The organism is Ancalomicrobiaceae bacterium S20 (assembly GCA_040269895.1).
Classification (GTDB): domain Bacteria; phylum Pseudomonadota; class Alphaproteobacteria; order Rhizobiales; family Ancalomicrobiaceae; genus Methyloraptor; species Methyloraptor flagellatus.
This window is the reverse complement of sequence record CP158568.1, coordinates 2,950,167-2,975,019: the sequence shown is the minus strand read 5'-3', so window position 1 is coordinate 2,975,019 and position 24,853 is coordinate 2,950,167. Positions and strand designations below refer to the sequence as shown.

Below are 24,853 nucleotides of genomic sequence, written 5' to 3'. Positions count from 1 at the left end.
GTCCGGGTCAGGCGATCACCTTCACTCCGCCGCCTGCGCCACCGCCGGCTCCGGCCGCTCCCACTTCAGGACCGGCGCGCGGGCCGCGCGGGTCTCGTCGAGGCGGCGGCGCGGGGCGAAGCGCGGGGCGTCCTGGAAGCGGGCGAGGTCGCCGCGCTTGGCCGCGAGAACCAGATCGCGCAGCGTCGCCACGAACAGGTCGAGCGAGGCCTTGGATTCCGACTCGGTCGGCTCGATCAGCAGCGCACCGTGGACGACGAGCGGGAAATACATCGTCATCGGATGATAGCCCTCGTCGATCATCGCCTTGGCGAAGTCGAGCGTGGTCACACCCGTGCCCTCCAGGAACGAATCGTCGAACAGCACTTCGTGCATCGACGGGTGATCCGGGAACGGCAGCGACATCAGATCCTGCAAGCCGGCACGCACGTAGTTCGCCGAAAGCACGGCCGTCTCCGACGCGAGCTTCAATCCGTCCGCGCCATGGCTGAGGATGAAGGCGAGCGCGCGCACGAACATGCCCATCTGGCCATGGAACGCCGTCATGCGGCCGAACGGCTGCGCCGCCGCATCCGCATCCGAGCCCTCGACCAGCTCGAAGCCCGTCTCGCCCTTGCGCACGAACGGCACCGGCGCGAAGGCGGCGAGCCGTTCCGACAGCACGACCGGGCCGGCGCCCGGACCGCCGCCGCCATGCGGGGTCGAGAAGGTCTTGTGCAGGTTGATGTGCATGGCATCGACGCCGAGATCGCCGGGCCGGACCTTGCCGACGATCGCGTTGAAATTGGCGCCGTCGGCATAGAAGTAGGCCCCGGCCGCATGCACGGCCTCGGCGATCGCCGCCACCTCCGGCTCGAAGATGCCGCAGGTGTTCGGGTTGGTCAGCATGATCGCGGCGACGTCCGGGCCGAGCAGGGCCTTGACCGCCTCGACATCGACCGTGCCGTCGGCGCGCGCCGGGATCGTCTTCACCTTGAAGCCGATCAGCGCGGCGGTCGCCGGATTGGTGCCATGCGCCGATTCCGGCACCAGCACCACGTCGCGGGCCTCGCCGCGTGCCTTGATCGCGGCCTTTATCGCCATCATGCCGCAGAGCTCGCCGTGCGCGCCGGCCTTCGGGCTCATCGCCACGGCCTTCATGCCGGTCAGCTCGATCAGCCAGTCGCCGAGTTCGCCGATCAGCTCGATCGCGCCGGGGACGGTCGAGACCGGCTGCAGCGGATGCACGTCGGCGAAGCCGGCGAGCCGCGCGGCCTTCTCGTTCAGCCGCGGGTTGTGTTTCATCGTGCAGGAGCCGAGCGGGTAGAGCCCGCTGTCGATCGCGTAGTTCTGCCGCGACAGCCGCACGTAATGGCGCATCGTCTCCGGCTCGGAGAGCCCGGGCAGGTCGATCGCGGTTTTTCGCGCATGCGCGCCGAGCCGCGATTTCACGCCTTCCGGCTCGGGCAGATCGACGCCGGTCACTTCGCGGCGGCCGATCTCGAACAGGAGTGCCTCCTCGAGATCGAGGCCGCGATTGCCGGTGAAGGTGGCACGGCCTGCATCGACCGGCGCGGCGTCGTTGGCGGGCGTGGTCGGGCGTCCCTGATTGTTCAGCATGAGAGCACCTCCTTCAGCGCCGTCGCATAGGCCGCGCGGTCGTCGTCCGTGTTGATTTCCGTCGCCGCGACGATGATCAGGTCGTCGAGACCGGCGGTCGGCGCGAGCCGCGACACCGGCACGCCGCCGAGCACGCCGCGCGCCGCGAGCCGCTCGACGATCGCCGCCGCATCGCCCGGCACCCGGATCGTGAACTCGTTAAAGAACGTGTCGTTGAGAACGCCGACCCCCGGCACGGCCGCGAGGCGGTCGGCGAGTTTCACCGCCGCCTCATGGTTCAGCGCCGCGAGCCGGGTCAGTCCCGCCTCGCCGAGCAGCGTCGCGTGGATCGTGAAGGCGAGCGCGCAGAGCCCGGAATTGGTGCAGATGTTCGACGTCGCCTTCTCGCGCCGGATGTGTTGCTCGCGGGTCGAGAGCGTCAGCACGAAGCCGCGCCGGCCCTCGGCATCGACCGTCTCGCCGCAGAGCCGGCCCGGCATCTGCCGGACATACTTCGACCGGGTCGCGAACAGCCCGACATAGGGGCCGCCGAAGGTCAGCGGGTTGCCGAGCGACTGGCCCTCGCCGACGACGATGTCCGCTCCTTGAGCGCCCGGCGGCTCGATCGCGCCGAGCGACACCACTTCGGTGAACACCGCGATCAGCAGCGCGCCGACGGCATGCGCCTTCTCGGCGATCGGCTTCAGGTCGATCAGCCGGCCGAACACCGACGGCGACTGCACGACGACGCAGGAGGTGGTCGCATCGATCGCGGCGAGAATGTCCTCGGTGCCGGTCGGATCGGCGGCGAGAGCGACGACCGTGTCGCCGGCCATGTCCGAGGTGGTCTTCACGACCTCGGCGTAGTGCGGGTGCAGCCCGCCCGACAGCACCGCCTTGGTGCGCCGGGTGATCCGGTGCGCCATCAGCACGGCTTCCGCCGTGCCGGTCGAACCGTCGTACATGGAGGCGTTGGCGACCTCCATGCCGGTCAGATGCGCGACCTGCGTCTGGAACTCGAACAGCACCTGCAGCGTGCCCTGGGTGATCTCCGGCTGATAAGGCGTGTAGGAGGTCAGAAACTCCGACCGCTGGATCAGGTGGTCGACCGTCGCGGGCACATGGTGCTTGTAGGCGCCGGCGCCGACGAAGAACGGCACCGACGAGGCGGAAACGTTCTTCGCCGCCAGTCGGGCGAGATGGCGCTCGACCTCGAGTTCGCCCTTGGCGCGCGGCAGGTCGAGAAGACCGTCGAGGAGCTTGCCGGCGGGCACGTCGGCATAGAGCTGGTCGACGTCGGCGACGCCGACACGGGCGAGCATCTCGGCCCGGTCGGCGTCCGTGATCGGAATGTAGCGCATGGGCGCGTGTCCTCGGATGGCGGGGCGGGCGGTCAGTGCGACGCGACGAAGTCGGCGTAGGCCGCCGCGTCCATCAGCTCGGAGACGTCCGTGCCCTGCGGGACGTGCAACTTGACGAACCAGCCGGCGCCTTCCGGATCCTCGTTGACCAGCGCCGGATTTTCGGAGAGCTGGGCATTGACCTCGACGACGGTGCCGGAGATCGGCGCGTAGACCTCGCTCGCGGCCTTGACCGACTCGACGACGGCCGCTTCGGAGCCCTTGGCGATCGCCTTGCCGACCTCCGGCAGGTCGACGAACACGACGTCGCCGAGCTGCGACTGCGCATGGGAGGAGATGCCGACGGTCGCGATGTTGCCGTCGATGCGGATCCACTCGTGGTCCTTGGTGTAGAGGGTCATTGGAAGGCTCTCGGGTCTCGGGGAAAGGGAAACGGGGAAGACGGAAAGGCGCGATCAGGCGCGCGCGCCGGCGCGGCGGAACCGGGCCGGCACGAAGGGGAGGGCGGTGACGGTCGCGGCGACGGCCTTGCCGCGCACGATCAGGTCGAGCTCGGTGCCGATCGCGGAATGGCTGCGCGTCACGTAGCCCATCGCGACCGGCGCGCCGACGCTCGGGCCGAAGCCGCCGGAGGTGACGATGCCGATCGGCTCGGCCGCGCCGCGAAGATGGATCGGCGCGCCCTCGCGCACCGGCATGCGGCCGTCGATCTTCAAGCCGACGCGCAGTCGCGACGGCCCGTCGCGGAGCTCGCGGGCGATGCGCTCATAGCCCGGAAAGCCGCCTTCCTCGCGCCGCCGCTTCTGCATCGACCAGACGAGCCCGGCCTCGACCGGCGAGGTGCTCGTGTCGATGTCGTGCCCGTAGAGGCAGAGCCCGGCTTCGAGCCGCAACGAATCGCGCGCGCCGAGGCCGATCGGCTCGACGTCCGGATGGCCGACGAGTGCGTCCCAGACCGCGACCGCGTGATCGGCCGAGACCGAGATCTCGAAACCGTCTTCGCCGGTGTAGCCCGAGCGCGTGATGCCCACCTCGATGCCGGCGATCGTGGTCGTGCCGACGTCCATGAAGGTCATCGCCGCGACGGAGGTCGCGCCGAGATCGACCAGCGCGGCCTCCGATGCCGGCCCCTGCAACGCGATCAGCGCGCGGTCGTCAGCGACGTGCAGCTTGACGTTCCCCGGCAGTCGCGCCGCGATATGGGCGTAGTCGGCCGCCTTGCAGGCGGCGTTGACGATCAGCATCAGCCCGCCCTCGTCGGCCGGATCGGCCGAGCGCGCCACCATCAGGTCGTCGAGGATGCCGCCGTCGTCGGCGAGGAGCTGCGAATAGCGCTGCTTGCCCGGCGCGAGGTTCAGGATGTCGGCGGGGATCAGCGCCTCGAGCGCAAGGGCGGTCGTGGCGTGGTCCGGACCGACCAGCACGGCCTGGCCCATGTGCGAGACATCGAACAGACCGGCCTTCTCGCGCGTCCACTTGTGCTCGGCGAGGATGCCCTGCGGGTACTGCACGGGCATGGCATAACCCGCGAAGGGCACGATGCGTGCGCCGGCCGCGACGTGGCGGTCGTGCAGGGGCGTGTATAGAAGGTCGGCGTCGGCGTGAGGATCGGAAGCAGGGGCGTGGGATGCGGTGTCGGTGGCGGCGCTCATCCGTCGGTTCCATACCGGACATGTGGAGACGCAATCGGCCCGATGTCGGTCCGTTCGCGCCCCCTCTGTCCGAGAACCTGAGAGTTTCCCGTGTCGGTCCCGTTCTCCATTCAACGGGGTGCCGGCCGGTTACTCCTTCGGTGAGCGCACGGCCGGTCGCCGGGCGCTGCTTTCCAGAGTGTCGCTCGCCGCTGCGGTCCTTGCAGCCTGAGAGTTTCCGGGGCGGTTTCTCCTTCGGCGCCGGTCGACGTCACATCGGTCGACCGGGCTCTCCCGCTACGGCGTATGCCAAGGCCGCCCTGTCGGGTCGGCCGAAGCAGAAGGGGTGCGACAAATTTTCCCTTCACGACGACGCATACCCCGACGCCTCGCATGCGTCAATTCGGCGCGGAGGGAAATGTGGTGGTCGGTTTTGGGAATGCCGCTGTCATGGCGAGAGCGGCGAGGGAATGGCTTCGTGGGTTGAAAGGCTGATCACGCCGCCAGATGAGCGGCGACGACGGCATGCAGGTCGCTCATCGCCTTGAAGGTTGTCCGCGCGCCGGCGCTGGTCAGGCGGTCGCCGAGATCGTCGTCGGCATGGCCGCCGCCGATGAAGCCGACCACCTTCATGCCGGCGCGCCGCGCCGCGGTGACGCCCGCGACCGAATCCTCCACCACCAGGCAGTCGGCCGGGTCGACGCCCATCTGCGAGCAGGCGTGCAGGAACACGTCCGGCGCCGGCTTGCCGCGCTTCACCTGGCTCGCCGAGAAGATGTGCGGGTCGAACAGGTCGATCAGGCCGGTCGTCTGGAGGTTGGTGCGCAACGACGCGAGCCCGGTCGACGAGGCGACACAACGCGCGACGTCCATGGCCTCGAGCGCCTCGCGCACACCCTCGATGGCGCGCAGTTCCTCGAGGAAGCGCGCGCTCAGCGCCGCGCGGTGGTCGCTCAAGAAATTCTCGGGCAGCGGCGTGCCCAGTTCGGCTTCCAGCGTGCGCCAGCTGTCGATGAAGGGCACGCCGGTGAAGCGGCGGGCGAACTCCAGGGTTGTCGTCGGTCGCCCGAGCTTCGTCAGCGCCTCGGCGTCGTGGGCGCAGGCGATGATCTCCGAATCGATCAGCACACCGTCGCAGTCGAAGATCACCAGCATGGTCGGGCCCTCCCTCGGCCGTCGCGTTTCGCGCTCCGACCTATACGGCGGCGCCCCGGCCGGCTAGGGCCCGGACGGCATGGCTCGTGTTCGCCCCGGGCTCGTGGCGGCCTGCCGCCGTCGTCCGGCGGGGCGCTGAAAAGGGTTCCCGAAGCAGAGCAAAAAGCTGCGAACATGGTAAATAAGGTATTGAGTAACCGAGTTGTTTTCGTGATCCGGGCTTAACGCGCCCTTTACCCTGATCGCCCACGATTCAGGCCGTACGCGTCTGTTTCGAGTGGCGTCATGTCAGTTTTGCGTAAGCGGTCCTCGCCGGATGCGGCGGCTTTCCCTGCCTCGGGTTCCCCCGTCCCGGAGGCGCCGGCCGTCGCCGGCCGCCGCGGGCGCACGCCTAGGGGTGGCGAGGTCGATCGGTCCGCCTTCCTCGATCGCATCTTCGTCGGCGACTGCGTGGCGGAGCTCTCGAAGCTCCCGGCCCATTCGGTCGACGTCGTTTTTGCCGATCCGCCTTACAATCTGCAGTTGGAGGGTACGTTGCATCGGCCGGACCAGAGCCTGGTCGACGCGGTCGACGACGCCTGGGACCAGTTCGCGAGCTTCGAGGCCTATGACGCCTTCACGCGCGCCTGGCTGCTCGCCGCGCGCCGTGTGCTGAAGCCCGACGGCACGCTGTGGGTCATCGGCAGCTACCACAATATCTTCCGGGTCGGCGCGATCCTGCAGGATCTCGGCTACTGGATCCTCAACGACGTGGTCTGGCGCAAGACCAACCCGATGCCGAACTTCAAGGGTCGCCGGTTCCAGAACGCGCACGAGACGCTGATCTGGGCGGCCCGCGACAAGGACGCGCGCAAGTACACCTTCAACTACGACGCCCTGAAGGCCTTCAACGAGGACCTTCAGATGCGCTCCGACTGGCTGATCCCGATCTGCACCGGCGGCGAGCGGTTGAAGGACGACGCCGGCGACAAGGTTCACCCGACCCAGAAGCCGGAAGGTCTGCTGCACCGCGTGCTGGTCTCGTCGACCAAGCCCGGCGACGTCGTGCTCGACCCGTTCTTCGGCACTGGCACGACCGGCGCGGTCGCCCGGCGGCTCGGCCGGCACTTCGTCGGCGTCGAGCGCGACCGCACCTATGCCGCCCATGCCGAGGCGCGCATCGCCGCGGTCGAACCGGCCTCGGCCGAGGCGTTGGCGCTGACACTCGGCAAGAAGGCCGAGCCGCGCATCCCGTTCGGCTCGCTGATCGAAGGCGGCCTGCTCGCGCCCGGTGAGACGCTGTCGGATGCCAAGGGCACGGTCGCCGCGGTGGTCCGCGCCGACGGCTCGCTCGACTGGAACGGCATCACCGGCTCGATCCACCGCGTCGGCGCGGCAGCGCAGTCGGCCGAGGCCTGCAACGGCTGGACCTTCTGGCACGTCTTCCGCGAAGGCCGGCCAGTGGTGATCGACGATCTGCGGCAGGCCGTGCGCAAGATGATGGGCAATCCGGGCTGAAGCCGGCCGACGAGCCCGCCGCCGCGAGCGGCCTCCAAACGCAAAACGCCGGGCGACGAGCCCGGCGTTTCCCGTTTCAGTCGAGCCGGAGAAGCCTCACTTCGCGGCGGTCTCGTTGATCGGCTGGAAGACGAACGGCATCGCCGCGTTGTCCGGATCGACCACGACGCGGACCGCGCCGATGACCTTCTCGCCCGGCACCATCATGCTGGTGACGTTGGCGACCGGCTTGCCGTCGGTGCCGAGGAAAGGCTGGATCATCAGGTGATGGGCGTCGCCGTAGATCACGAGCACCGGCTTGCCGAAGTCCTTGGCGCCCTTCTCGATCGTCTTCAGCGTCTTGACGAAGCCCGAGGCGAGGGGGATGTCGGTCTCGGTCTGCTTGATGTCCCACATGTCGGCCTGGATCGAGATCACGACCGCGCCGGCGCCGTCCTTCTTGGCCTTGGCGAAGCTGTCCTCGATCCACAGGTTGTTCGCCTTGTCGCGGGCGAAGAACTCCTGGACGTTCTCCAGGCTCCGGGTCTCGAAATTGTTGTTCGAGCCGGGAATGTGCGGCTGCACGAACAGGACGCCGCCGTGGGCGAAGCGGGTGATCTCGACGAAGCCCTTGCCGTCGAACGACTTCGTGTCCGGGAAGACGTCGGCGAAGCGCTCGAGCGCGAGCTTGGTCTTGCCCTGGCTCTTCGGCTCCGCGAAGAACCATTCGCGCAGCTTGTTCAGCCGCTCGACCGGATTGAACTTGCCGGCCTTCTCGCGATGGCAGTCGGTCCATTCGTTGTCGCCGATCGTGTAGACGAGCGGCTGCTCGAACAGGTCGAACTCGCCCTTGACCTTCAGGATGTTCTCGTCCGTGCAGGGCGTCGAGCCGGCCTTGATGTCGCCGACATGGACCGAGAACGCCGGCTTCAGCTTGTTGATCTCGCCGATCAGCGCCTCGAACCGGGCATAGTCCTCGGGGATCTTGTAGGGCATGTCGCCGAGCGCCACGAAGGCGAAGGCCTTCGGGCCGCCGATTTCGACGGCCTGCGCGGCCGGGGCGGCGAGCACGGCGGTGGCGAGAGCGGCCGCGAGGGCCTGCGTCACGAAACGCGTCATTGAAAATTCTCCTCCGACGTCAGGGATGGCGCGAAGCTGCATAGGCCCGGTGACGGGCCGATGACGGCGGACAGCTTTTCGTTAGATCGGGCGTGGGGGCGCCAATCTCAAACCGGCCGCCCCAGCGCCGCCGAGACGACCTTGCGGAACACGCTCGGCAGCGCCTCGCCGCCGAGTTCCGCCGGCGGCGACCACCACATGCCGGCCGGTGCCGCGCGATCCTGTGGCACGTCGAGCACCCGCACGGTCTGGATCAGGTGGAAATGCGTGAAGGTGTGCTCGACGCGCGTCGGCAGCACCCGCCACGGTCCCTCGAACGGCGCGGCGGACAAATCGTCGGCCGCGCTCTTCGCGGTGGTCCAGGCGCCGGACGGCACCTCGGTCATGCCGCCGAGCAGGCCTTTGGGCGGCCGCCGGCGCACGAGCACGGCGCCGTCGGCGCGGATCGCGACGAAGGCCGTGCCATAGCGCGTCGGCCGCTCGGCCTTCGGCGCCTTGACCGGAAAGAGCTCCTGCGTCCCTGCTGCCCGCGCGGCGCAGGAGCGCTCCCATGGGCAGAGCGCGCAAGCCGGCTTCTTCGGCGTGCAGATCGTCGCGCCGAGATCCATCATGGCCTGCGCGAAGTCGCCCGGCCGCCGGTCCGGCGTCAGCGTCGCGGCCTGGCGCTTCACCGCCGGCTTGGCCGCCGGCATCGGCTCCTCGATCGCGAACAGCCGCGTTACCACCCGCTCGACATTGCCGTCGACGACCGTCGCCTTGCGGTCGAAGGCGATCGCGGTGATCGCCGCCGCCGTATAGGCGCCGATGCCGGGCAGATCGAGAAGCGCACTCTCCTCGGCGGGAAAGCGTCCGCCGTGCTGCGCCACCACCGTCTCCGCGCAGGCTTTGAGGTTCCGGGCGCGCGAATAGTAGCCGAGCCCGGCCCAGGCCTTCATCACATCGGCCTCGTCGGCGGCGGCGAGCGCCTCGACGGTCGGCCAACGCTGCGTGAATGCCTCGAAATAGCCTTTGACCGCGGCCACGGTCGTCTGTTGCAACATGATTTCCGACAGCCAGACCCGGTAGGGATCGGGCAGCAGACCATGGCTCTCGCGGTCGACCGGCGTCACCCGCCAGGGCAGGCGGCGATGGTGACGGTCGTACCAGGCGAGCAGCGCACCGGGATCGGGCGGCACGGAATCGGGCGAGGCGGGGCGAGCGGACATGGATGGGACCATGGCCGAGCCGAGCCGCTGTTGGAAGTCTGCACCGCGGCGAAACCGCCGTGGTCTGTGGAACGCGGCGCAGCCACGAGCCGCGCGGTGGTCCGGGCAGGGCATTGCGGGGACGGCGCGACGGCACGGATTGCTCGCAGGCCATCGGGAGTGTCAGAACAGCAGCGGCAATCACGCGCCGCGGGAGCGCGAGGGCGAGGAAGCGATGAACGGCGGACGCTCCGACCGTGAGATCCGGAAGGGCCCGAGAGGCGCGCGCGCCGTCGGGGATCTGCTCGGCGACGTCCTGTCGCCGGCCGCGCGCCGTCGCGGCTTCGCCTCGGTCGACATCATCGCGCACTGGGCCGAGATCGTCGGCCCGGCCTATGCCGACGTGACGCAGCCCGAGCGGCTGCTCTGGTCGCGGCGGCTGGAGGACGGTGGCGAGGACGGTTTTGTCCCCGCGACGCTGGTCGTGCGCTGTGAAGGGCCGCGCGCGCTCCTGCTCCAGCACGAGCTGCCGGTGCTGGTCGAGCGCATCAACGCCATGTTCGGCTATGCCGCGGTCGACCGCATCCGCATCGTCCAGCGGCCGATCGCCCGGCCGGCGGTGCAGCGCGCGCCGCGTCTGCGCGCGCTTTCAATCGCCGAGGAACGGCGCATCGCCCGCGCCGTCGAAGGTATCGAGGACGAGGGCCTGCGCGCCGCGCTCGAGCGGCTCGGCCGTGGGCTGATCGGGCGCAAGGCCGATCGCGGCACGACTTGAAACGGCTGAAAAGGCCGTTTGGGCGGGCCTCTTCACGCAACTGCGATCGGTCGCGGCGCGGTGCCGCCACAATCCTCCTGTTGCGTCCCGGTCAGGAATGAGCAAACTGCCGGCCGCACGCGAGCGGCCGGACACGTCGTTCCGCGACCCGCCATCTCACCCGTGACGGCCTCCATCGAAGGATCGCCCCTGTGACCGAATTCTCCGCGACGCTCTCCCGCCGCACCATGCTGTCGACCGCCGCCACGCTCGCGCTGGTCGGCGCCACCGCGGGCGTCGCGCCCGAGCGCGCCCTCGCCCAGTCGGCGATCGAGGCCGAACTGATGAAGCCCGGCACCCTGCCGGACATGGTGCTCGGCAAGGCCGATGCCCCGGTCACGATCGTCGAATACGCCTCGATGACCTGCCCGCATTGCGCCAACTGGCACAAGACGGTGCTGCCGCACATCAAGGAGAAGTACATCGAGCCGGGCAAGGTCAAGCTGATCTTCCGCGAATTCCCGCTCGATCCGCTCGCCGCCGCCGCTTCGATGCTGGCGCGCTGCGCGCCGCAGGACAAGTACTTCGACATGACGTCGATGTTCTTCGACCAGCAGCGCACCTGGGCCCATGTCGACGATCCGGTCTCGGCGCTGTTCAACCTGGTGAAGCAGGTCGGTTTCACACAGGATTCGTTCAAGGCTTGCTTGACGAATCAGACCCTGCTCGATGGTGTCAAGGAGAGCAGGGCGCGCGCCGACGAGAAGTTCGGTGTGGACGCGACGCCGACCTTCTTCGTCAACGGCAAGAAGCAGAAGGGCTTCTCGACCCCCGACGAGGTCGATCAGGTGCTCGGTCCGCTCGTGAAGAGCTGATCCTTCGTTGCGGCTCGCTCTCGGGATCGCTCGTTTGAGCCCTCCCGAGACCGGGTCGATGACGATCGGGGCGGCCCGGCCATCGCTTACCAGGGCCTGTCCTCGTGAAATTCGACAAGCTCCGCATCCTCGGCTTCAAGACCTTCGTGGAGCCGACCGAGTTCCTGATCGCGCCGGGGCTGACCGGCGTCGTCGGGCCGAACGGTTGCGGCAAGTCGAACCTCGTCGAGGCCCTGCGCTGGGTCATGGGCGAGAATTCCTACAAGAACATGCGCGCGTCCGGCATGGACGACGTCATCTTCGCGGGCTCCGGCCATCGCCCGTCGCGCAACACGGCCGAAGTCACGCTCTTCCTCGACAATCGCGAGCGCCGCGCCCCCGCCGGTTTCAACGACACCGACGCGCTGGAGGTGACGCGCCGTATCGAGCGCGAGGCCGGCTCGGTCTACCGGATCAATGGCCGCGACGTTCGCGCCCGCGATGTCCAGCTCCTGTTCGCCGACGCCTCGACCGGCCCGCGCTCGCCCGCTATGGTGCGTCAGGGCCAGATCGGCGAGTTGATCGCCGCCAAGCCGACCCAGCGCCGCGCGATCCTCGAGGAGGCCTCCGGCATCTCCGGCCTGCATTCGCGCCGCCACGAGGCCGAGATCCGGCTGAAGGCCGCCGAGCAGAACCTCGAGCGGCTCGAGGACGTGCTGGTTCAGATCGAGAGCCAGCTCGAAAACCTGAAGCGTCAGGCCCGGCAGGCGACGCGCTACCGGATCATGTCGTCCGAGATCCGTTCCGCCGAGGCGACCATCGTCTATCTGCGCTGGCTCGCCGCGCGCGATCAGGTCGCGGAGGCCGAGGCGCAACTGCTCGACGCCGACAAGGCGGTGTCCATGACGGCCGAGGTGCAGGCGCGCACCGCCCGCGAACAGGCGCTCGCCGCCCATGCGCTGCCGGGCCTGCGTGACAAGGAGGCCGCCTGCGCCGCCGCCCTGCAGCGGCTGCGGCTCGGCGCCGGCGAGCTGGAGGCCGATGAGCGCCGCATCCGCGAGCGCATCGCCGAGCTCGAACGCCGGCTCGCCCAATTGGCGCAGGACCGCGTCCGCGAGGAGAACATCGCCCGCGACATGGCCGCCGCGCTCGCCAAACTCGACGAGGAGGAGCGCGAGCTCGCCGCCGCCAATGCCGAGGTCGAGACCGAGGCCGAGGATCTGCGCACAACGCTCGCCGAACGCGAGGCCGCGCTCGCTGCCTCCGAACGCGACCTGTCGGAGCGTCAGCAGGAGATCGCCTCGACGATCGCCGCGCGGCAGGCGATCGACCGCACGCTGGCCGATCTCGCCGAGCGCGCCCGCAAGACCGAGGTCGAGCGCGCCACCATCGCCCGCGAGGAGGCCGAGCTCGCCGAACGGCTCGGCGAGGGCTCCGAACTCGAAGAGGCGCGCGTCGCTGTTGAAGATGCCGCGATCGAGACCGAGGAGGCCGAGAGCCGGGCCACGCTCGCCGAGGAGACCCATCGCGACGCCCGCGCGGCCGCCGACGCCGCGCGCGGACCGCTGGCCGAGGCCGAGCGCGAGTTGCAGCGGCTGGAGACCGAGGCGAAGACGCTTTCCAAGATCCTGAACGTCGGTGCCGCGGACCTGTGGCCGCCGGTCATCGACCGCATCACGGTCGCGGCCGGCTTCGAGGCCGCGCTCGGCGCCGCGCTCGGGGACGATCTGGAAGCCTCGGCCGACGAGGCCGCGCCCGTGCATTGGCGCGACGCCGGACCGGCCGATGCCGACCCGAAGCTGCCCGACGGCATCGCGCCGCTCGCGACTTATGTGAAGGCGCCGCCGGTGCTGGCGCGCCGGCTGGCGCAGATCGGCCTCGTCGCACGCGCCGACGGTCCGGCCCTGCAGAAGCGCCTCGCCGCCGGCCAGCGGCTGGTGTCGCGCGAAGGCGACCTCTGGCGCTGGGACGGCCTCGCCGCCGCCGCCGAGGCGCCGACCGCCGCCGCCCAGCGCCTCGCCAGCCGCAACCGCCTGATCGAGCTCGAAACCCAGGTCGAGGTGGCGCGCGAGATCGTCGCCGACCGCCGGGCCGATTCGGAGGCGAAGCGCCGGACGCTGACCGATGCGGAGGCGGCCGAACGGTTCGCCCGCGAGGCGCACCGCGCCGCGCAGAAGCGCGAGGCCGATGCGCGCGAAGCGCTCGGCCGGATCGAACGCGAGGCCGGCCAGGTCGCGGCCCGCCTGTCGGCCTTGCGCGAGGCCGGCGATCGGCTCGCCGCGAGCGCCGAGGAGATCGCCGCGTCCCGTGTCGAGGCCGAGATGGCGCGCGAGGACCTGCCGCCGGTCGTCGGCCTCGAGGAGGCGCTGGCCCATGCTCGCGCCGCGGTCGCGCTCGATCGCGCCGGCGTCGCCGAGGCCCGTGCCGCGCTGCAGGGCGCATCGCGCGAAGCCGAGATGCGCGTCCGCCGCATCGAGGCGATCGCCCGCGAACGCGAGAGCTGGCTGTCGCGCTCGACCAATGCCGAATCACAACTGGCCGTGCTCGCCGATCGCGCCTTCGAGGCCGAGGAGGAGCGGGCGGCGCTGATGGAGCGGCCGGGCGAGATCGCCCTCGAACAGCGCCGCTTGGTCAATGCCATCGCTGAAGCCGAGAAGGCGCGCGCCGAAGCCGCCGATGCCCTCGCCGTCGCCGAGCGCGCCCAGGCCGAGGCCGACCGGCTGGCGCGCAGCGCGCTCGAGAGCATGTCCGGCGCCCGCGAGGCCAAGGTCCGCGCCGAGGAGCGCTACGAGGCCGCGCGCAACCGCCGAATCGAGATCGAGGCCCGCATCCGCGAGGCCTTCGACGTCGCGCCGCCAGGCCTCGTCGGCCTGACCGAACTCAAGGAAGGCGCGCCGCTCCCCGACGTAGACGGCATCGAGCGCCGGCTGGAACGCGTCCGGCAAGAGCGCGAGCGGCTCGGCGCCGTCAACCTGCGCGCCGAGGACGAGGCGCGTGAGATCGACGAGCGCCGCGGCGCGTTGACCGCCGAGCGTGACGACCTGATCGAGGCGATCAAGCGTCTGCGCCAGGGCATCTACAATCTGAACCGTGAGGCGCGCGAGCGCCTGATGGCGGCCTTCGAGACGGTCAACAACCATTTCCAGGCGCTGTTCACGCTGCTGTTCGGCGGCGGCACCGCCGAACTCCAGCTCGTCGCCTCCGACGATCCGCTCGAGGCCGGTCTGGAGATCATGGCGCGCCCGCCCGGCAAGAAGCCCTCGACCATGACGCTGCTCTCCGGCGGCGAGCAGGCGTTGACGGCCATGGCGCTGATCTTTGCGGTGTTCCTGACCAATCCGGCGCCGATCTGCGTGCTCGACGAGGTCGACGCGCCGCTCGACGACGCCAATGTCGAGCGCTACTGCGATCTGCTGGTCGACATGACCCGGCAGACCGCGACCCGCTTCGTGGTGATCACCCACAATCCGATCACCATGGCGCGCATGGATCGGCTGTTCGGCGTGACCATGGCCGAGCGCGGTGTCTCGATGCTGGTTTCGGTCGATCTGGAGGCGGCCGAGCGAATCCTCGAGGCCGTCTGAAATCCGCCGCGGACCGGCCATCGTCGGGCCGATCGGCGCTGCACCGCGGCATCGCGGCTGCGACCTTCGTGCAGCCTGTGTTCGAAATCGCCGAAAAACGTTTATGTTCAAAGCGATGGCCGAAATTCACCTCTTCTTGACACACTCCTGACGCGCCACTATGGTGCGCCCGGCTTCGGGGGGTGGGGTTTGGACGCCGCGTCCCGGTTCGCCGCGATCCGGCCGTTTTCCCGTCGATCGACATCGATCAGGGACGCCCTCGGGAAACCGAGGACGTCAGACCGAGTTGACCGAGGGGTTTTCGAGCGAGGGACGTGGTCATGACCGGCGACGACAGCAACCAGCAGCCGATCCGGAACGATGTGTCGAGCGCTGCCGGTGGCGGCGCCGCCCAACGCTCCGCCGCCGATGAAGCAAGACTGGCCGAGCGCCTCGAAGGACTGGAGAAGACGCTCCAGGACAAGCGGCGCGCGGAAGCGGAGCGGGTCCGGGGTGACGAGCCCAAGGCCGGTTACGCCCTGGCGGTGAAACTCGCATCCGAGTTCGTCGGCGGTGTGGTCGTGGGAGCCGGCCTCGGTTGGTTCATCGATCGGATGTTCGGTTCGGCCCCTTGGGGGCTGATTGTGTTTCTGCTCCTGGGCTTTGCGGCTGGCGTCCTGAACGTCCTGCGCGCCCAGGGGATGGTCACTCAGCCGGGATCCAAGTCTGGATCCGGGTCGGGCGACGGTCGCGGTCCGGGGATCTGAGGCGTTCCGCCTCGATGGCCTGACGGCGGCAGGGAATTCGGGGTGCGGTCGGGGTGGTGACGCCTTGAGACGGCATCATGTGTGGGGACGGTCCGGCCATCATGGTCGGCGACGTAGGACGGCGGAGACGGACAGGTGGCTGGCGATAAGGTCGATCCGATCCATCAGTTCCACATCAATCCGATCATCCCGATTCATATCGGGAAATACGATCTGTCCTTCACCAACTCGGCCCTGTTCATGGTCGTGGTCGTCGCGGTGACGACGCTGTTTCTGACCTGGGCCGCCTCGCCGCGTGCCCTGGTGCCGGGCCGGCGCCAGCTCCTTGCCGAAATGGCCTACGAGTTCGTCGCCGGCACGCTGCGCGACGCCGCCGGCAAGCAGGGCATGGTGTTCTTCCCGCTCGTGTTTTCGCTGTTCATGTTCGTCTTCGTCGCGAACATGCTGGGCCTGATCCCGTACTTCTTCACGGTGACGAGCCAGATCATCGTGACCTTCATGATGGCGCTGATCGTGATCCTGACGGTCGTGATCTACGGCGTCTGGAAGCACGGCTTCCACTTCTTCGGCCTGTTCGCGCCCTCCGGCGTGCCGGCCCTGCTGATCCCGCTCGTGACGGCGATCGAGATCGTCTCGTTCCTGTCGCGTCCGGTCAGCCTCTCGGTCCGTCTGTTCGCCAACATGCTCGCCGGTCACATCACGCTGAAGGTCTTCGCGGGCTTCGTCGTGATGCTCGGCGCCGCTGGCGGCATCGGCACGATCGGCTCGATCCTTCCGCTCGGCATGACGGTCGCCATGACCGCGCTCGAGTTCCTCGTCGCCTTCCTGCAGGCCTACGTCTTCACGGTGCTGACCTGCATGTACCTCAACGACGCGATCCATCCCGGCCACTGAGCCGGGGCGGATCGGTCACGCTGTTCGAACCATCCCACCAAGGAGCAATTCCCATGGACGCTCAAGCTGCGAAGTACATCGGTGCCGGTATCGCCTGCCTCGGCATGGCCGGCGCGAGCATTGGCCTCGGCACCATCTTCGGCAACTACCTCGCCGGCGCCCTGCGCAACCCGTCGGCCGCCGACGGCCAGTTCGGCCGCCTGATCCTCGGCTTCGCCGTGACCGAAGCTCTGGGCATCTTCTCGCTCCTCGTCGCGCTGATCGTCCTGTTCACCTGATCGGCGAAGGAGCGGCCGCAAGGTCCGGTCGGCGCGCCCGAGCGATCGAGGCGCCGACCGACTGCAGCGGCTGCACGGGCACCCGTGCTATCCCGTGATCCGGCGCCGGTCGCCTCTCTGGTTGAGAGGTCGGCCGGTCGGCGGTTTCAGGGGCGGGTGCCGGGACCGGGCGTTCGCCGCGCACCCTTCGGGGATGCGGGTCGCCCTGTCGATGGTCGGGATCGCAGCGGTGAACGGCCCGCCGTTCGCCGCGATCCGGCCGAAAGATCGAATCACGGACCGGCTCCGTGTGGGCGAGCGTTTCGGGCAGCCGGAACCTCGACGGCACGGGCGACCGGTCGGATCGGATCGCCAGATCGAGTAGCCCCATGGCCGAGACCGCACACACCACGTCGACCGAAGCCCACGGTGGGGCCGCCCAGCACGGCGGTGCCTTCCCGCCCTTCGACCCGTCGACCTTTCCCTCGCAGATCCTGTGGTTCGCGCTGACCTTCGGCGTGTTCTTTCTGCTGGTCTCGAAGCTGCTGGTCCCGCGCATCGGCGGCATCATCGAGACCCGTCGCGACCGGATCGTCCGCGATCTCGGCGAGGCCGAGCGCCTGAAGGCCGAGACCGACGCCGCCGTCGCGGCCTATGAGAAGGCGCTCGCCGAGGCCCGCGCCAAGGCGCAGGGCATCGCGGCCGCCACCCATGCCGAGCTGACCGCCGCGACCGAAGCGAAGCGTGCGGCGACCGAAGCCTCGCTGACCGCGAAGCTCACGGACGCCGAGGCGCGGATCGCCGACATCAAGGCCAAGGCGATGGCCGACGTCGATCAGATCGCGATCGACACCGCCGAGACGCTCGTCTCGACCCTGATCGGCACCGGCGTCAGCCGCGAGGAGGTCGCCGCCGCGGTCTCCGCCAGCCTGACGAAGTGAGGAGGCTCTCATGGACGCGACATCTCTCGCTACATTCTGGGTCTTCGTCGCCCTTCTGATCTTCTTCGCCATCCTCTTCTACATCGGCGTTCCGGCCAAGGTCGGCGCGGCGCTGGACAAGAAGTCGACGGAGATCGAGCACGAGCTGACCGAGGCCCGTCGCCTGCGCGAAGAGGCCCAGGCTCTGCTCGCCGAGTACAAGACCAAGGCCGGCGAGGCCGAGCGCGAGGCCGCGGCCATCGTGACCGAGGCCAAGGCGCAGGCCGAGCGTCTCACCGAGGAGACCAACAAGGCCCTCGAGGAGATGATCGCCCGCCGCACCAAGGCGGCCGAGGCGAAGATCGCTCAGGCCGAGACCCAGGCGATCGCCGAGGTCCGCGCGCGCGCCGCCGACGTCGCGGTGTCCGCGACCGAGAAGCTGCTCGCCGCCAAGGTGCCGGGCGCGACCGCCGCGGCGCTGGTCGACCAGGGCATCGCCACGGTTCGCGCCAAGCTGAACTGATCGTCCGGCCCGAACGCACGGCCAGAACAAGACCAATAAACAAAGGCCCGCGGGTGATCCCTGCGGGCCTTTTGCTATCGAGGCTGGTCGGATGGATACCGACAAGACGCAGTCAGGCTACCGGCGCCCCCGATCGGGAGCCTTGCGCTTGGAAGGGCGCCTGGCGCTTCGTTGCGGTCCGGGGCCGAGTGCGCCGGCGGGGTCGGCCGGGTTGGGCCTTGTCGGGTCGATCTGCGGCCATTCAGAGCAGGGCTGGGCGCCGCTCCGGCACCGTCACGGCGTCGCCGAGCTTGACCCGGATCGGCTCGAACGAGCGCCTGTGCAGCACGCAGGGGCCGAGCCGGTCGAGGGCCTGCTGGTGTTCGGCCGTGCCGTAGCCCTTGTGACGGTCGAAGCCGTAGCCGTCGAACTCGCGCGCGAGCCGCACCATCATGCGGTCGCGCGTGACCTTGGCGACGATCGACGCCGCCGCGATCGACAGCGCCCGTGCGTCGCCCTTGACCACGGCCTCGCCGGGGCAGGGCAGGCCGGGCGGCACGTCCTGCCGTCGACGAGCACGTGGATCGGCAGGACGCCGAGCGCGCGCACGGCCCGGCCCATCGCCCAGAGCGTCGCGCCGCGAATGTTCATGCGGTCGATCCGGTCGACCGAGGCGAAGGTCACCGCGACCAGATGATCGGCGCAGATCAGGTCGTAGAGCGCCTCGCGCCGCGCTTCGGTCAGCGCCTTCAGATCATCGAGGCCGCGCGGGATCTTCGCCTCGTCGAGCACGACCGCCGCCGTCACCACTGGCCCGGCCCAGGGGCCGCGGCCGGCCTCGTCGACGCCGGCGACCGGCGCCCGGCGTGCCCCGGCGCGGATCTCCATGCTGAAATCCGGGCCGGCGTCGAGATCGAACAGGAGGGTCGAGTCGCTTTTGCGCATGGCTGGACCGTGCCCGCCGCGCCGCCCGGAATCAAGTCACGCGATCGGGTGGGCACGGTCGCTGCCAAGGCAGCATGGGTCGCGCTCCTTCGCCAAGGGCGCGGGCAGGACCGACGTCAGGCCGGCAGCGCCACGGTGCCGTCGGCATCGAGCGGCCAGAACGGATTGTGGGCGACCTCCCAGGGGTAGCCGTCCGGATCGGCGAAGTAGCCGGAATAGCCGCCCCAGAACGTTTCACCGGGCTGCTTCAGCAGGCGTGCTCCGCCTTCGACCGCGGCCGCGATCACCGTGTCGACCTCGGCCGTGCTGCCGACGTTCCAGGCGAGCGTGATGCCGCCGAAGCCGCTGCCCTCGGCCGGAACGTGGGCGTCCTCGGCGAGCGCGACCCGGCCGAACAGCGACAGCACGACGCCGCCGGCATCGATGAAGGTCACCGCGTCCTGGCTCTCGCTCGAAATCGAGAACCCGAGCCCCGCATAGAACGCCGTCGAGCGCTTCAGATCGCCGACCCCGAGCGTCACCACCGTCAAACGTCCGCGCATCTCGCGTCTCCCCGATTTCGGTCACTGGCGGCCTTTCCGCTCCGGCCGTCAAAACAGCTTCAGTTGCACGCCCGTGGTCAGCGGTGGCTCGAACAGGTCGGTGCGCAGCTTGGTGCGGCCGCCCTTGTTGAGCCCGATCCGCCGCGCCGCGACCTCGAACCGCTTGGCGATGGTCTGCGCATAAGGGCCGGTGCCCCTCATGCGCTTGCCCCAGGTCGCGTCGTAATCCTTGCCGTCGCGCATCGAACGCAGGATCGACAGCACGTGCCGATAGCGATCCGGGCAATGTTCGAGCAGCCACTCCTTGAACAGCTCCGAGACCTCGAGCGGCAGCCTGAGCAGCACATAGCCGGCCTCGCGTGCGCCATGGGCATGGGCGGCTTCGAGAATGCGCTCGAGCTCCGAATCGTTGAGCGCCGGGATCACCGGTGCGACCATCACCGCGGCCGGAATGCCGGCCTCGGCGAGGTCGCGGATCGCCGCGAGCCGCTTGTCCGGCGTCGAGGCCCGCGGCTCCATCGCCCGCGCCAGATGTCGGTCGAGCGTCGTCACCGACAGCGCGACCTTGGCGAGACCCTTCGCGGCCATGCGGCCGAGAATGTCGCGGTCGCGCGCGACCAGCGCCGACTTGGTCACGATCGCGACCGGATGGTTCGCGCGTTCGAGCACCTCGAGCACCTCGCGCATGATGCGGTAGCGCCGCTCGATCGGCTGATAGGGATCGGTGTTGGTGCCGATCGCCAGCGTCTTCGGTTCGTAGCCTGCGACCGAGAGCTCGCGCGCCAGCAGGTCGGCGGCGTTCGGCTTGACGAACAGCTTGGTCTCGAAATCGAGACCCGGCGACAGGCCCATATAGGCATGCGTCGGGCGGGCGAAGCAGTAGGAGCAGCCGTGCTCGCAGCCCCGATAGGGGTTGATCGAGCGATCGAAGGAGATGTCCGGCGAGGAATTCCGGGTGATGATCTTCTTCGGCTTCTCGATCTGCACATGGGTGGCGAGCGGCGGCAGGTCGTCGAGGCTGTCCCAGCCGTCGTCGACGGCGACCCGCGCCTCGCTCTCGTAGCGCCCGCTGCGGTTCGAACTCGCGCCGCGCCCGCGCCGCCGCCCGGCCTCGATGCCGACCTCCGTCGGCGGTGCCTCGACACCGATCTCCGTCGATGGGGCCTCGACGCCGACCTCCGTCGGCGGGGCCTCCGCCGCGATCGGATCGAAGGCCTGGACCGCGGCGGCCGTCCCGTCGTAGACGGGGTGTCGTCCGGCAAATGGGGTTCGAGTCATCTGAGCCATGCCCCCAGGCTAGACAAAAACCTCGAACAAAACAAGAACATTTGCCAAAGCGCCGCACCATTGGGCTGGCGTGGCGGCGTCGGGCCGTGATAGAGGCAGCTTTCGGCGAAATCTGACGTTTCCCGGCAAAGCGATCGGCGCATCGCGCGAAGCGCAGCCTCCGACCTCCCGAGGCCTGGATCAAGATCCCCGGATGCTCTCCGTCGTCATTCCGACCTACGATTCCGAAGAGGGCCTCGCCCGCACGCTCGCCGCGCTCGTCCCGGCGGCGGCGGAAGGCATTGTCCGCGAGGTCGTGGTCGCCGACGGCGGCTCGACCGACGGCACGCGCGTCGTGGCGGAGGCGGCCGGCTGTACCGTGGTGATCGCGGCGCGCGATTGGGGCACGCTGGCGACCGCCGGTGCCGAGGCGGCGCGGCGCGGGCCCTGGCTGATGATCCTGTCGCCGGGCGTGATCCTCGAGGGCGACTGGTTCCGCGAGGTCGCGGGCTTCATCGAACGGGCGGAGCGCGGCGGCCGCGCCGAGCGGCAGGCGGCGACATTCCAACTCGTCTTCGATGAATACGGCTGGCGCCCGCGCGTGGTCGAGCGGGCGATCCGCGTCGTTGGCCGGCTGCTCGGTCGGCCCGTGCGCGATCAGGCGCTGGTCGTCTCGCGCCGGCATTGGGATCGCATCCGCGGCGCCGCGACGCCGCGAAGCCATGGCGAACTGGTGCGGCGCATCGCGCGCCGGTCGATCCAGAAGCTCCGCGCCAACGCGGTCGTGCTGACCCGTCCCGGCTCGGCCGATGTCGTGCCGAGTTTCCGCGAGGTGCTCGCCATGCTCGGCGACGGTCTCGGCCTGCCGGTCCGGTCGCGCTGGCTCTGACGGGGCGCCGCGGAGACGATGGGGCGATATCCCGCGGCGATATCGGGGGGCGGGGTTCTCAGCCTGCCGTCGGCTTGAGCTTGCCGCGCTTCAGATGCTCGTCGAGCCGCGGCATGATCTCTACGAAATTGCAGGGCTGATGCCGATAGTCGAACTGTGCCTTCAGGATGCCGTCCCAGGCGTCCTTGCAGGCACCGGGCGAACCCGGCAGCACGAAGATGAAGGTCGATCGCGCGACACCGGCGGTGGCGCGCGACTGGATCGTCGAGGTGCCGATCTTCTCGAACGAAAGCCGATGGAAGATCGCCGAAAAACCCTCCATGCGCTTCTCGAACAGCGGCTCGACCGCCTCGGGCGTCACGTCGCGCCCGGTGAAGCCCGTGCCGCCCGTGGTGATCACCACATCGATCGCCGGATCATCGATCCACGCCTTCACCACGAGCCGGATCTCCTCGATCTCGTCGGGCACGATCGCCCGTTCGACCAGCTCGTGACCGGCCTCGGCGATCCGATCCGCGAGAGCCTGACCGGAGCGGTCCTCCGCGAGCGTGCGGCTGTCGGAAATCGTCAGGACGGCGATCCGGACCGGAATGAACGGTTTTGATCCGTCGATGCGGGACATGCGGCGAACCTCCGAGGTCGTGAGGAAGAAGCGAGACGGGCGCCGGCCCCGGCGCGGTCGGACGACCTTAGCCGCACCGGCGCGCGAGCGAAACTCCGGGACGTCCCGCGCGGCGGCGACCGCGGCGATGGATCAGCGTCCGACGGATGGCGGAAATTGAATAGGTCTTGCCTGTGGACGTCGCAACTTTTCGTCTTGAGCCAAATTGTGCATTGCGGAAACTACACACCAGCCCGACACTAGGGGAGGTCGAACGCGCGCTTGCGCGGCCGATGCTTCGGGACGAACGAGGAGGCGCGCCGATGACGGTGAAAGAGATCCGCGAACTCCCGATCTTTGCGGGCGTCACCGATCGCGATCTCGCGTGGCTGCTCGACCGGTCGCGCCTCGTCACCGTCGATCCCGGCGATGTCGTGATCTCGCGCGTGGTCCGGCCGAATCACTTCGTGTTCCTGCTGGTCGGCCGCTGGTCGGTGTTCCGTTTTCCGCAGCACCCGTCCGAGCCTCTGACGATCGTCGAGGATCGACCCGGCTCGTGGCAGGGCGGCGGCCTCGACATGCTGGACGTGCTCGCGCCATGCGAGGTCCGCGTTGAAGTGCTGAGCCGCTTGCTGCTGGCGCCGCGCACGGCGATCAACGATCTGTCGCTGCGCGCGCCCGCCTTGGGGCGTCGTCTGCTCGCCGGGCTCCGGACGCGAGTCGATCAGGTCGCCGATCACGTCGAGGCGGGACGTGCCGATCGCGCGGTCGCCTGATCCGGGGATCTTCCGATCCGGGTGCTTTCCCGGCCCGATCGTCCCGTGCTCCGTCACGTCGTCAGCACGATCTCCGACCGCACCTGCACGCTGTCTTCGACGGTTGCGCTCTTCCGTCCGCAACAAGCCTCCGCATCGCGGGCGGCGAGGATGCTGCGCAGCAAGCCCGGAAAACGGGCCTCGATCTCGTCGAGGCGCAACTTGTTGAGCAGTTCGACGCCCCGCCGCTCGCTGCGCACCAGACCGGCCTCGCGCAGGATGCGGAAATGGTGCGACAGTGTCGATTTGGACAGGCCGGCCAAGTCGGCGGCCGAAGTGATGCAATTCATCTCGCATCCGGCCGTGCACAGGCGCCGCACGATATCGAGACGGATCGGATCCGCGAGCGCATGCAGCAGACCCGCTAGGCTGATCTCGTCTGTGGTGGGATGGGCGATAGGGCGCATGGCACTTCGGGGGCTGGGCTCTCTGGGAACATTCGAGGCGATGACGTTAATGTGGGCGATAGCACCTGCCAATTCAATCATCCAGCGCTGAGACGTCCCGGCCGGCCGCGCCGCAGCGCGCCTCTTCCGGCCACTTCGAGCAAATGTGATCGGTGCTCCGGGGCGTCACTCGACTATCGCGAGCCACCGGTTTCAATGTCGCGCTTACGCAACTCGTCGACCAGCATCGACAGGCCTTCGCTCGAGCTCTTCGGAATAGTGACCGGGCCCGTGTCTTTCGGCTTGGGTTCTTCCTTGGGGGCGATGCCGAGGCGCGGCAGCTTGTCGGTGGGCTCGCGGGGTACCTTGTCTTCGTTGCCGATCCTGTTCAGGAAGTCCTGCATGCCGCTGTTGCCGACGCTCAGCATCGGCGGCGGCTCAGAGGTCTTGCCGGATTTCTCGGCGACCGGATCGGACTTGGGCGGGATCTCGTCCGGCGTTTCCGGCTGTGATGTCTTCGTCTCCGGTTCGCCATCGCGCTTGCGCAGTTCCTCGACCAGCTGCGACAGACCTTCGCGCGAGGTCGTCGGAACGACGACCGGGCCGGCGTCTTTCGGCTTCGGCTCTTCCTTCGGCGCGATGCCGAGGTCCGGCAGCCGGTCCGACGGCTCACGGGTTTCCTTGTCGTCGCCGCCGATCTTGTTCAGAAAGTCCTGCAGGCCGGTGTTGCCGACGCTCAGCATCGGCGGGGCCGGCGGCTTCCGGGGCTCCGATCCGCCCTGCGGCACGATGGTCTCGCTCTCGGAACGCCGCTCGCGCCGGGACGTCGATGTCAAGGGTTCGTCGTCGATCAGGCCGAAGCTCGACGAGCTGTCGAACGTATCGATCTGCGTGTCGTCCTTCGACGCGTCGAGACCGAATTCGGCAAACCGGCGCGAGGTGTAGGACATCGCCTCCTGCACCTGTTCCTTCGGCTTCGGCACGAGGGTGAAGTGCTTGAGCCCCTGCATGTGCGACTTGTCGAGCGTGCCGTTCTTGACCTGGTTCAGAACGTGCAGCTCGGACAGGATCTCCTTGGCGTCGGACAGTTTGAGCGGCGCGTCGCTGTGAATGTCGATCTTGGTCTCGATGTACTTGATCACCTTCTCGCTGAGCCCGAACTCGCCCTTGAGCGCCATGCTGAAATTGAGCTTGGCGTCGAGCGCTTGCTCGCGCGACGCCTGGCTGAACGGGCTCTCGACCTTGGAGATCCCGGGGAAGTTCGGCGATTGCACCGTGACGCCGAAGCCGGAGGTCGCCCCGACCGTGCCTTCGCCGGAGGACTTGAGGATCTGATCGAGCCCGCGCGACAGGCCGGAGACGTTGGTCGAGGACACCCCACTCATTGCCGTTCC

General features: G+C 69.0%; 23 protein-coding genes, 1 pseudogene and 1 riboswitch. Of the genes and pseudogenes, 11 read left to right on the top strand and 13 right to left on the bottom strand.

The annotated features are described in order from the left end of the window. Positions 1 to 21 precede the first annotated feature (21 nt). The 5 genes from gcvPB to ABS361_13555 form a co-directional block, all read right to left on the bottom strand. A complete protein-coding gene (gene gcvPB, locus ABS361_13575) occupies positions 22 to 1,599 on the bottom strand; it encodes an aminomethyl-transferring glycine dehydrogenase subunit GcvPB (protein ID XBY43130.1) in 1,578 nt (525 codons plus the stop codon). After that, positions 1,593 to 2,939 carry an aminomethyl-transferring glycine dehydrogenase subunit GcvPA gene (gene gcvPA / locus ABS361_13570; GenBank protein ID XBY43129.1) on the bottom strand — a complete coding sequence of 449 codons (1,347 nt, stop codon included), beginning with the start codon at positions 2,937 to 2,939 and terminating at the stop codon, positions 1,593 to 1,595. The genes gcvPB and gcvPA overlap by 7 nt, the downstream gene beginning before the upstream one ends. Positions 2,940 to 2,971: 32 nt before the next feature. Beyond that, the gene (gcvH, locus tag ABS361_13565) at positions 2,972 to 3,340 is read right to left on the bottom strand and encodes a glycine cleavage system protein GcvH (GenBank protein XBY43128.1); all 369 of its coding nucleotides are present in this window, start codon (positions 3,338 to 3,340) and stop codon (positions 2,972 to 2,974) included. A gap of 54 nt (positions 3,341 to 3,394) precedes the next feature. Beyond that, positions 3,395 to 4,591: a glycine cleavage system aminomethyltransferase GcvT gene (gene gcvT / locus ABS361_13560; protein XBY43127.1), complete on the bottom strand. Its 1,197-nt coding sequence runs from the start codon at positions 4,589 to 4,591 to the stop codon at positions 3,395 to 3,397. Positions 4,592 to 4,775: 184 nt separating this feature from the next. Further along, positions 4,776 to 4,877, bottom strand: a riboswitch (glycine riboswitch). A 188-nt stretch (positions 4,878 to 5,065) separates the two neighbouring features. Continuing rightward, complete coding sequence (locus tag ABS361_13555) at positions 5,066 to 5,725, bottom strand: HAD family hydrolase (protein XBY43126.1); 660 nt, start codon at positions 5,723 to 5,725, stop codon at positions 5,066 to 5,068. Between the two features lie 432 nt (positions 5,726 to 6,157). Here ABS361_13555 and ABS361_13550 point away from each other — a divergent pair, with 432 nt between their 5' ends. Beyond that, positions 6,158 to 7,222: a site-specific DNA-methyltransferase gene (locus ABS361_13550; GenBank protein XBY46896.1), complete on the top strand. Its 1,065-nt coding sequence runs from the start codon at positions 6,158 to 6,160 to the stop codon at positions 7,220 to 7,222. 96 nt (positions 7,223 to 7,318) lie between these two features. On the opposite strand, the gene ABS361_13545 is transcribed toward ABS361_13550, so the two are convergent. Together ABS361_13545 and mutY are read right to left on the bottom strand one after the other, a co-directional pair. After that, entirely contained in the window at positions 7,319 to 8,320 is a 1,002-nt protein-coding gene (locus tag ABS361_13545; GenBank protein XBY43125.1) for a hypothetical protein, read from the bottom strand. A gap of 107 nt (positions 8,321 to 8,427) precedes the next feature. Beyond that, positions 8,428 to 9,525: an A/G-specific adenine glycosylase gene (mutY, locus tag ABS361_13540; GenBank protein XBY43124.1), complete on the bottom strand. Its 1,098-nt coding sequence runs from the start codon at positions 9,523 to 9,525 to the stop codon at positions 8,428 to 8,430. A gap of 214 nt (positions 9,526 to 9,739) precedes the next feature. On the opposite strand from mutY, the gene ABS361_13535 reads away from it, so the two are divergent. From ABS361_13535 to ABS361_13500, 8 genes are all read left to right on the top strand, one after another. After that, the gene (locus ABS361_13535) at positions 9,740 to 10,279 is read left to right on the top strand and encodes a DciA family protein (GenBank protein ID XBY43123.1); all 540 of its coding nucleotides are present in this window, start codon (positions 9,740 to 9,742) and stop codon (positions 10,277 to 10,279) included. Positions 10,280 to 10,470: 191 nt separating this feature from the next. Beyond that, on the top strand, positions 10,471 to 11,133 hold the full coding sequence (locus ABS361_13530; protein ID XBY43122.1) for a DsbA family protein: 663 nt from the start codon (positions 10,471 to 10,473) through the stop codon (positions 11,131 to 11,133). 104 nt (positions 11,134 to 11,237) lie between these two features. Next, the gene (locus ABS361_13525; protein XBY43121.1) at positions 11,238 to 14,696 is read left to right on the top strand and encodes an AAA family ATPase; all 3,459 of its coding nucleotides are present in this window, start codon (positions 11,238 to 11,240) and stop codon (positions 14,694 to 14,696) included. 320 nt (positions 14,697 to 15,016) lie between these two features. Next, positions 15,017 to 15,442: an AtpZ/AtpI family protein gene (locus ABS361_13520; GenBank protein ID XBY43120.1), complete on the top strand. Its 426-nt coding sequence runs from the start codon at positions 15,017 to 15,019 to the stop codon at positions 15,440 to 15,442. 135 nt (positions 15,443 to 15,577) lie between these two features. Continuing rightward, a complete protein-coding gene (locus ABS361_13515; GenBank protein ID XBY43119.1) occupies positions 15,578 to 16,336 on the top strand; it encodes a F0F1 ATP synthase subunit A in 759 nt (252 codons plus the stop codon). Between the two features lie 53 nt (positions 16,337 to 16,389). Beyond that, on the top strand, positions 16,390 to 16,614 hold the full coding sequence (locus tag ABS361_13510; protein XBY43118.1) for a F0F1 ATP synthase subunit C: 225 nt from the start codon (positions 16,390 to 16,392) through the stop codon (positions 16,612 to 16,614). 368 nt (positions 16,615 to 16,982) lie between these two features. Beyond that, a complete protein-coding gene (locus tag ABS361_13505) occupies positions 16,983 to 17,534 on the top strand; it encodes a F0F1 ATP synthase subunit B (GenBank protein ID XBY43117.1) in 552 nt (183 codons plus the stop codon). Between the two features lie 10 nt (positions 17,535 to 17,544). After that, positions 17,545 to 18,036: an ATP F0F1 synthase subunit B gene (locus tag ABS361_13500; protein XBY43116.1), complete on the top strand. Its 492-nt coding sequence runs from the start codon at positions 17,545 to 17,547 to the stop codon at positions 18,034 to 18,036. 241 nt (positions 18,037 to 18,277) lie between these two features. Here ABS361_13500 and ABS361_13495 read toward each other — a convergent pair. The 3 genes and pseudogenes from ABS361_13495 to ABS361_13485 form a co-directional block, all read right to left on the bottom strand. Next, positions 18,278 to 18,960 (bottom strand): annotated as a pseudogene (locus ABS361_13495) (ribonuclease HII). 116 nt (positions 18,961 to 19,076) lie between these two features. Beyond that, complete coding sequence (locus tag ABS361_13490) at positions 19,077 to 19,502, bottom strand: VOC family protein (protein ID XBY43115.1); 426 nt, start codon at positions 19,500 to 19,502, stop codon at positions 19,077 to 19,079. 48 nt (positions 19,503 to 19,550) lie between these two features. Then, positions 19,551 to 20,780: a PA0069 family radical SAM protein gene (locus ABS361_13485; protein XBY43114.1), complete on the bottom strand. Its 1,230-nt coding sequence runs from the start codon at positions 20,778 to 20,780 to the stop codon at positions 19,551 to 19,553. 202 nt (positions 20,781 to 20,982) lie between these two features. On the opposite strand from ABS361_13485, the gene ABS361_13480 reads away from it, so the two are divergent. Further along, entirely contained in the window at positions 20,983 to 21,657 is a 675-nt protein-coding gene (locus tag ABS361_13480) for a glycosyltransferase (protein XBY43113.1), read from the top strand. A gap of 58 nt (positions 21,658 to 21,715) precedes the next feature. On the opposite strand, the gene moaB is transcribed toward ABS361_13480, so the two are convergent. Further along, entirely contained in the window at positions 21,716 to 22,279 is a 564-nt protein-coding gene (moaB, locus tag ABS361_13475) for a molybdenum cofactor biosynthesis protein B (protein ID XBY43112.1), read from the bottom strand. A 167-nt stretch (positions 22,280 to 22,446) separates the two neighbouring features. On the opposite strand from moaB, the gene ABS361_13470 reads away from it, so the two are divergent. After that, positions 22,447 to 23,034 (top strand): hypothetical protein, encoded by a 588-nt coding sequence (locus ABS361_13470; GenBank protein ID XBY43111.1) that lies wholly within the window; start codon positions 22,447 to 22,449, stop codon positions 23,032 to 23,034. A 53-nt stretch (positions 23,035 to 23,087) separates the two neighbouring features. Here the strand turns inward: ABS361_13470 and ABS361_13465 are convergent, their stop codons facing one another. Both ABS361_13465 and ABS361_13460 read right to left on the bottom strand, forming a co-directional pair. Beyond that, positions 23,088 to 23,480 carry a metalloregulator ArsR/SmtB family transcription factor gene (locus ABS361_13465; protein XBY43110.1) on the bottom strand — a complete coding sequence of 131 codons (393 nt, stop codon included), beginning with the start codon at positions 23,478 to 23,480 and terminating at the stop codon, positions 23,088 to 23,090. Positions 23,481 to 23,653: 173 nt separating this feature from the next. Continuing rightward, positions 23,654 to 24,844 (bottom strand): hypothetical protein, encoded by a 1,191-nt coding sequence (locus ABS361_13460; GenBank protein ID XBY43109.1) that lies wholly within the window; start codon positions 24,842 to 24,844, stop codon positions 23,654 to 23,656. Positions 24,845 to 24,853 lie beyond the last annotated feature (9 nt).

Excerpts from the sequence above, each read along its gene's own strand:
- gcvPB (XBY43130.1), bottom strand. The coding sequence starts at position 1,599 with ATGCTGAACAATCAGGGACGCCCGACCACGCCCGCCAACGACGCCGCG.
- gcvPA (XBY43129.1), bottom strand. The coding sequence starts at position 2,939 with ATGCGCTACATTCCGATCACGGACGCCGACCGGGCCGAGATGCTCGCC.
- gcvH (XBY43128.1), bottom strand. The coding sequence starts at position 3,340 with ATGACCCTCTACACCAAGGACCACGAGTGGATCCGCATCGACGGCAAC.
- gcvT (XBY43127.1), bottom strand. The coding sequence starts at position 4,591 with ATGAGCGCCGCCACCGACACCGCATCCCACGCCCCTGCTTCCGATCCT.
- ABS361_13555 (XBY43126.1), bottom strand. The coding sequence starts at position 5,725 with ATGCTGGTGATCTTCGACTGCGACGGTGTGCTGATCGATTCGGAGATC.
- ABS361_13545 (XBY43125.1), bottom strand. The coding sequence starts at position 8,320 with ATGACGCGTTTCGTGACGCAGGCCCTCGCGGCCGCTCTCGCCACCGCC.
- mutY (XBY43124.1), bottom strand. The coding sequence starts at position 9,525 with ATGTCCGCTCGCCCCGCCTCGCCCGATTCCGTGCCGCCCGATCCCGGT.
- ABS361_13535 (XBY43123.1), top strand. The coding sequence starts at position 9,740 with ATGAACGGCGGACGCTCCGACCGTGAGATCCGGAAGGGCCCGAGAGGC.
- ABS361_13520 (XBY43120.1), top strand. The coding sequence starts at position 15,017 with ATGACCGGCGACGACAGCAACCAGCAGCCGATCCGGAACGATGTGTCG.
- ABS361_13510 (XBY43118.1), top strand. The coding sequence starts at position 16,390 with ATGGACGCTCAAGCTGCGAAGTACATCGGTGCCGGTATCGCCTGCCTC.
- ABS361_13505 (XBY43117.1), top strand. The coding sequence starts at position 16,983 with ATGGCCGAGACCGCACACACCACGTCGACCGAAGCCCACGGTGGGGCC.
- ABS361_13500 (XBY43116.1), top strand. The coding sequence starts at position 17,545 with ATGGACGCGACATCTCTCGCTACATTCTGGGTCTTCGTCGCCCTTCTG.
- ABS361_13490 (XBY43115.1), bottom strand. The coding sequence starts at position 19,502 with ATGCGCGGACGTTTGACGGTGGTGACGCTCGGGGTCGGCGATCTGAAG.
- ABS361_13485 (XBY43114.1), bottom strand. The coding sequence starts at position 20,780 with ATGACTCGAACCCCATTTGCCGGACGACACCCCGTCTACGACGGGACG.
- ABS361_13480 (XBY43113.1), top strand. The coding sequence starts at position 20,983 with ATGCTCTCCGTCGTCATTCCGACCTACGATTCCGAAGAGGGCCTCGCC.
- moaB (XBY43112.1), bottom strand. The coding sequence starts at position 22,279 with ATGTCCCGCATCGACGGATCAAAACCGTTCATTCCGGTCCGGATCGCC.
- ABS361_13465 (XBY43110.1), bottom strand. The coding sequence starts at position 23,480 with ATGCGCCCTATCGCCCATCCCACCACAGACGAGATCAGCCTAGCGGGT.
- ABS361_13460 (XBY43109.1), bottom strand. The coding sequence starts at position 24,844 with ATGAGTGGGGTGTCCTCGACCAACGTCTCCGGCCTGTCGCGCGGGCTC.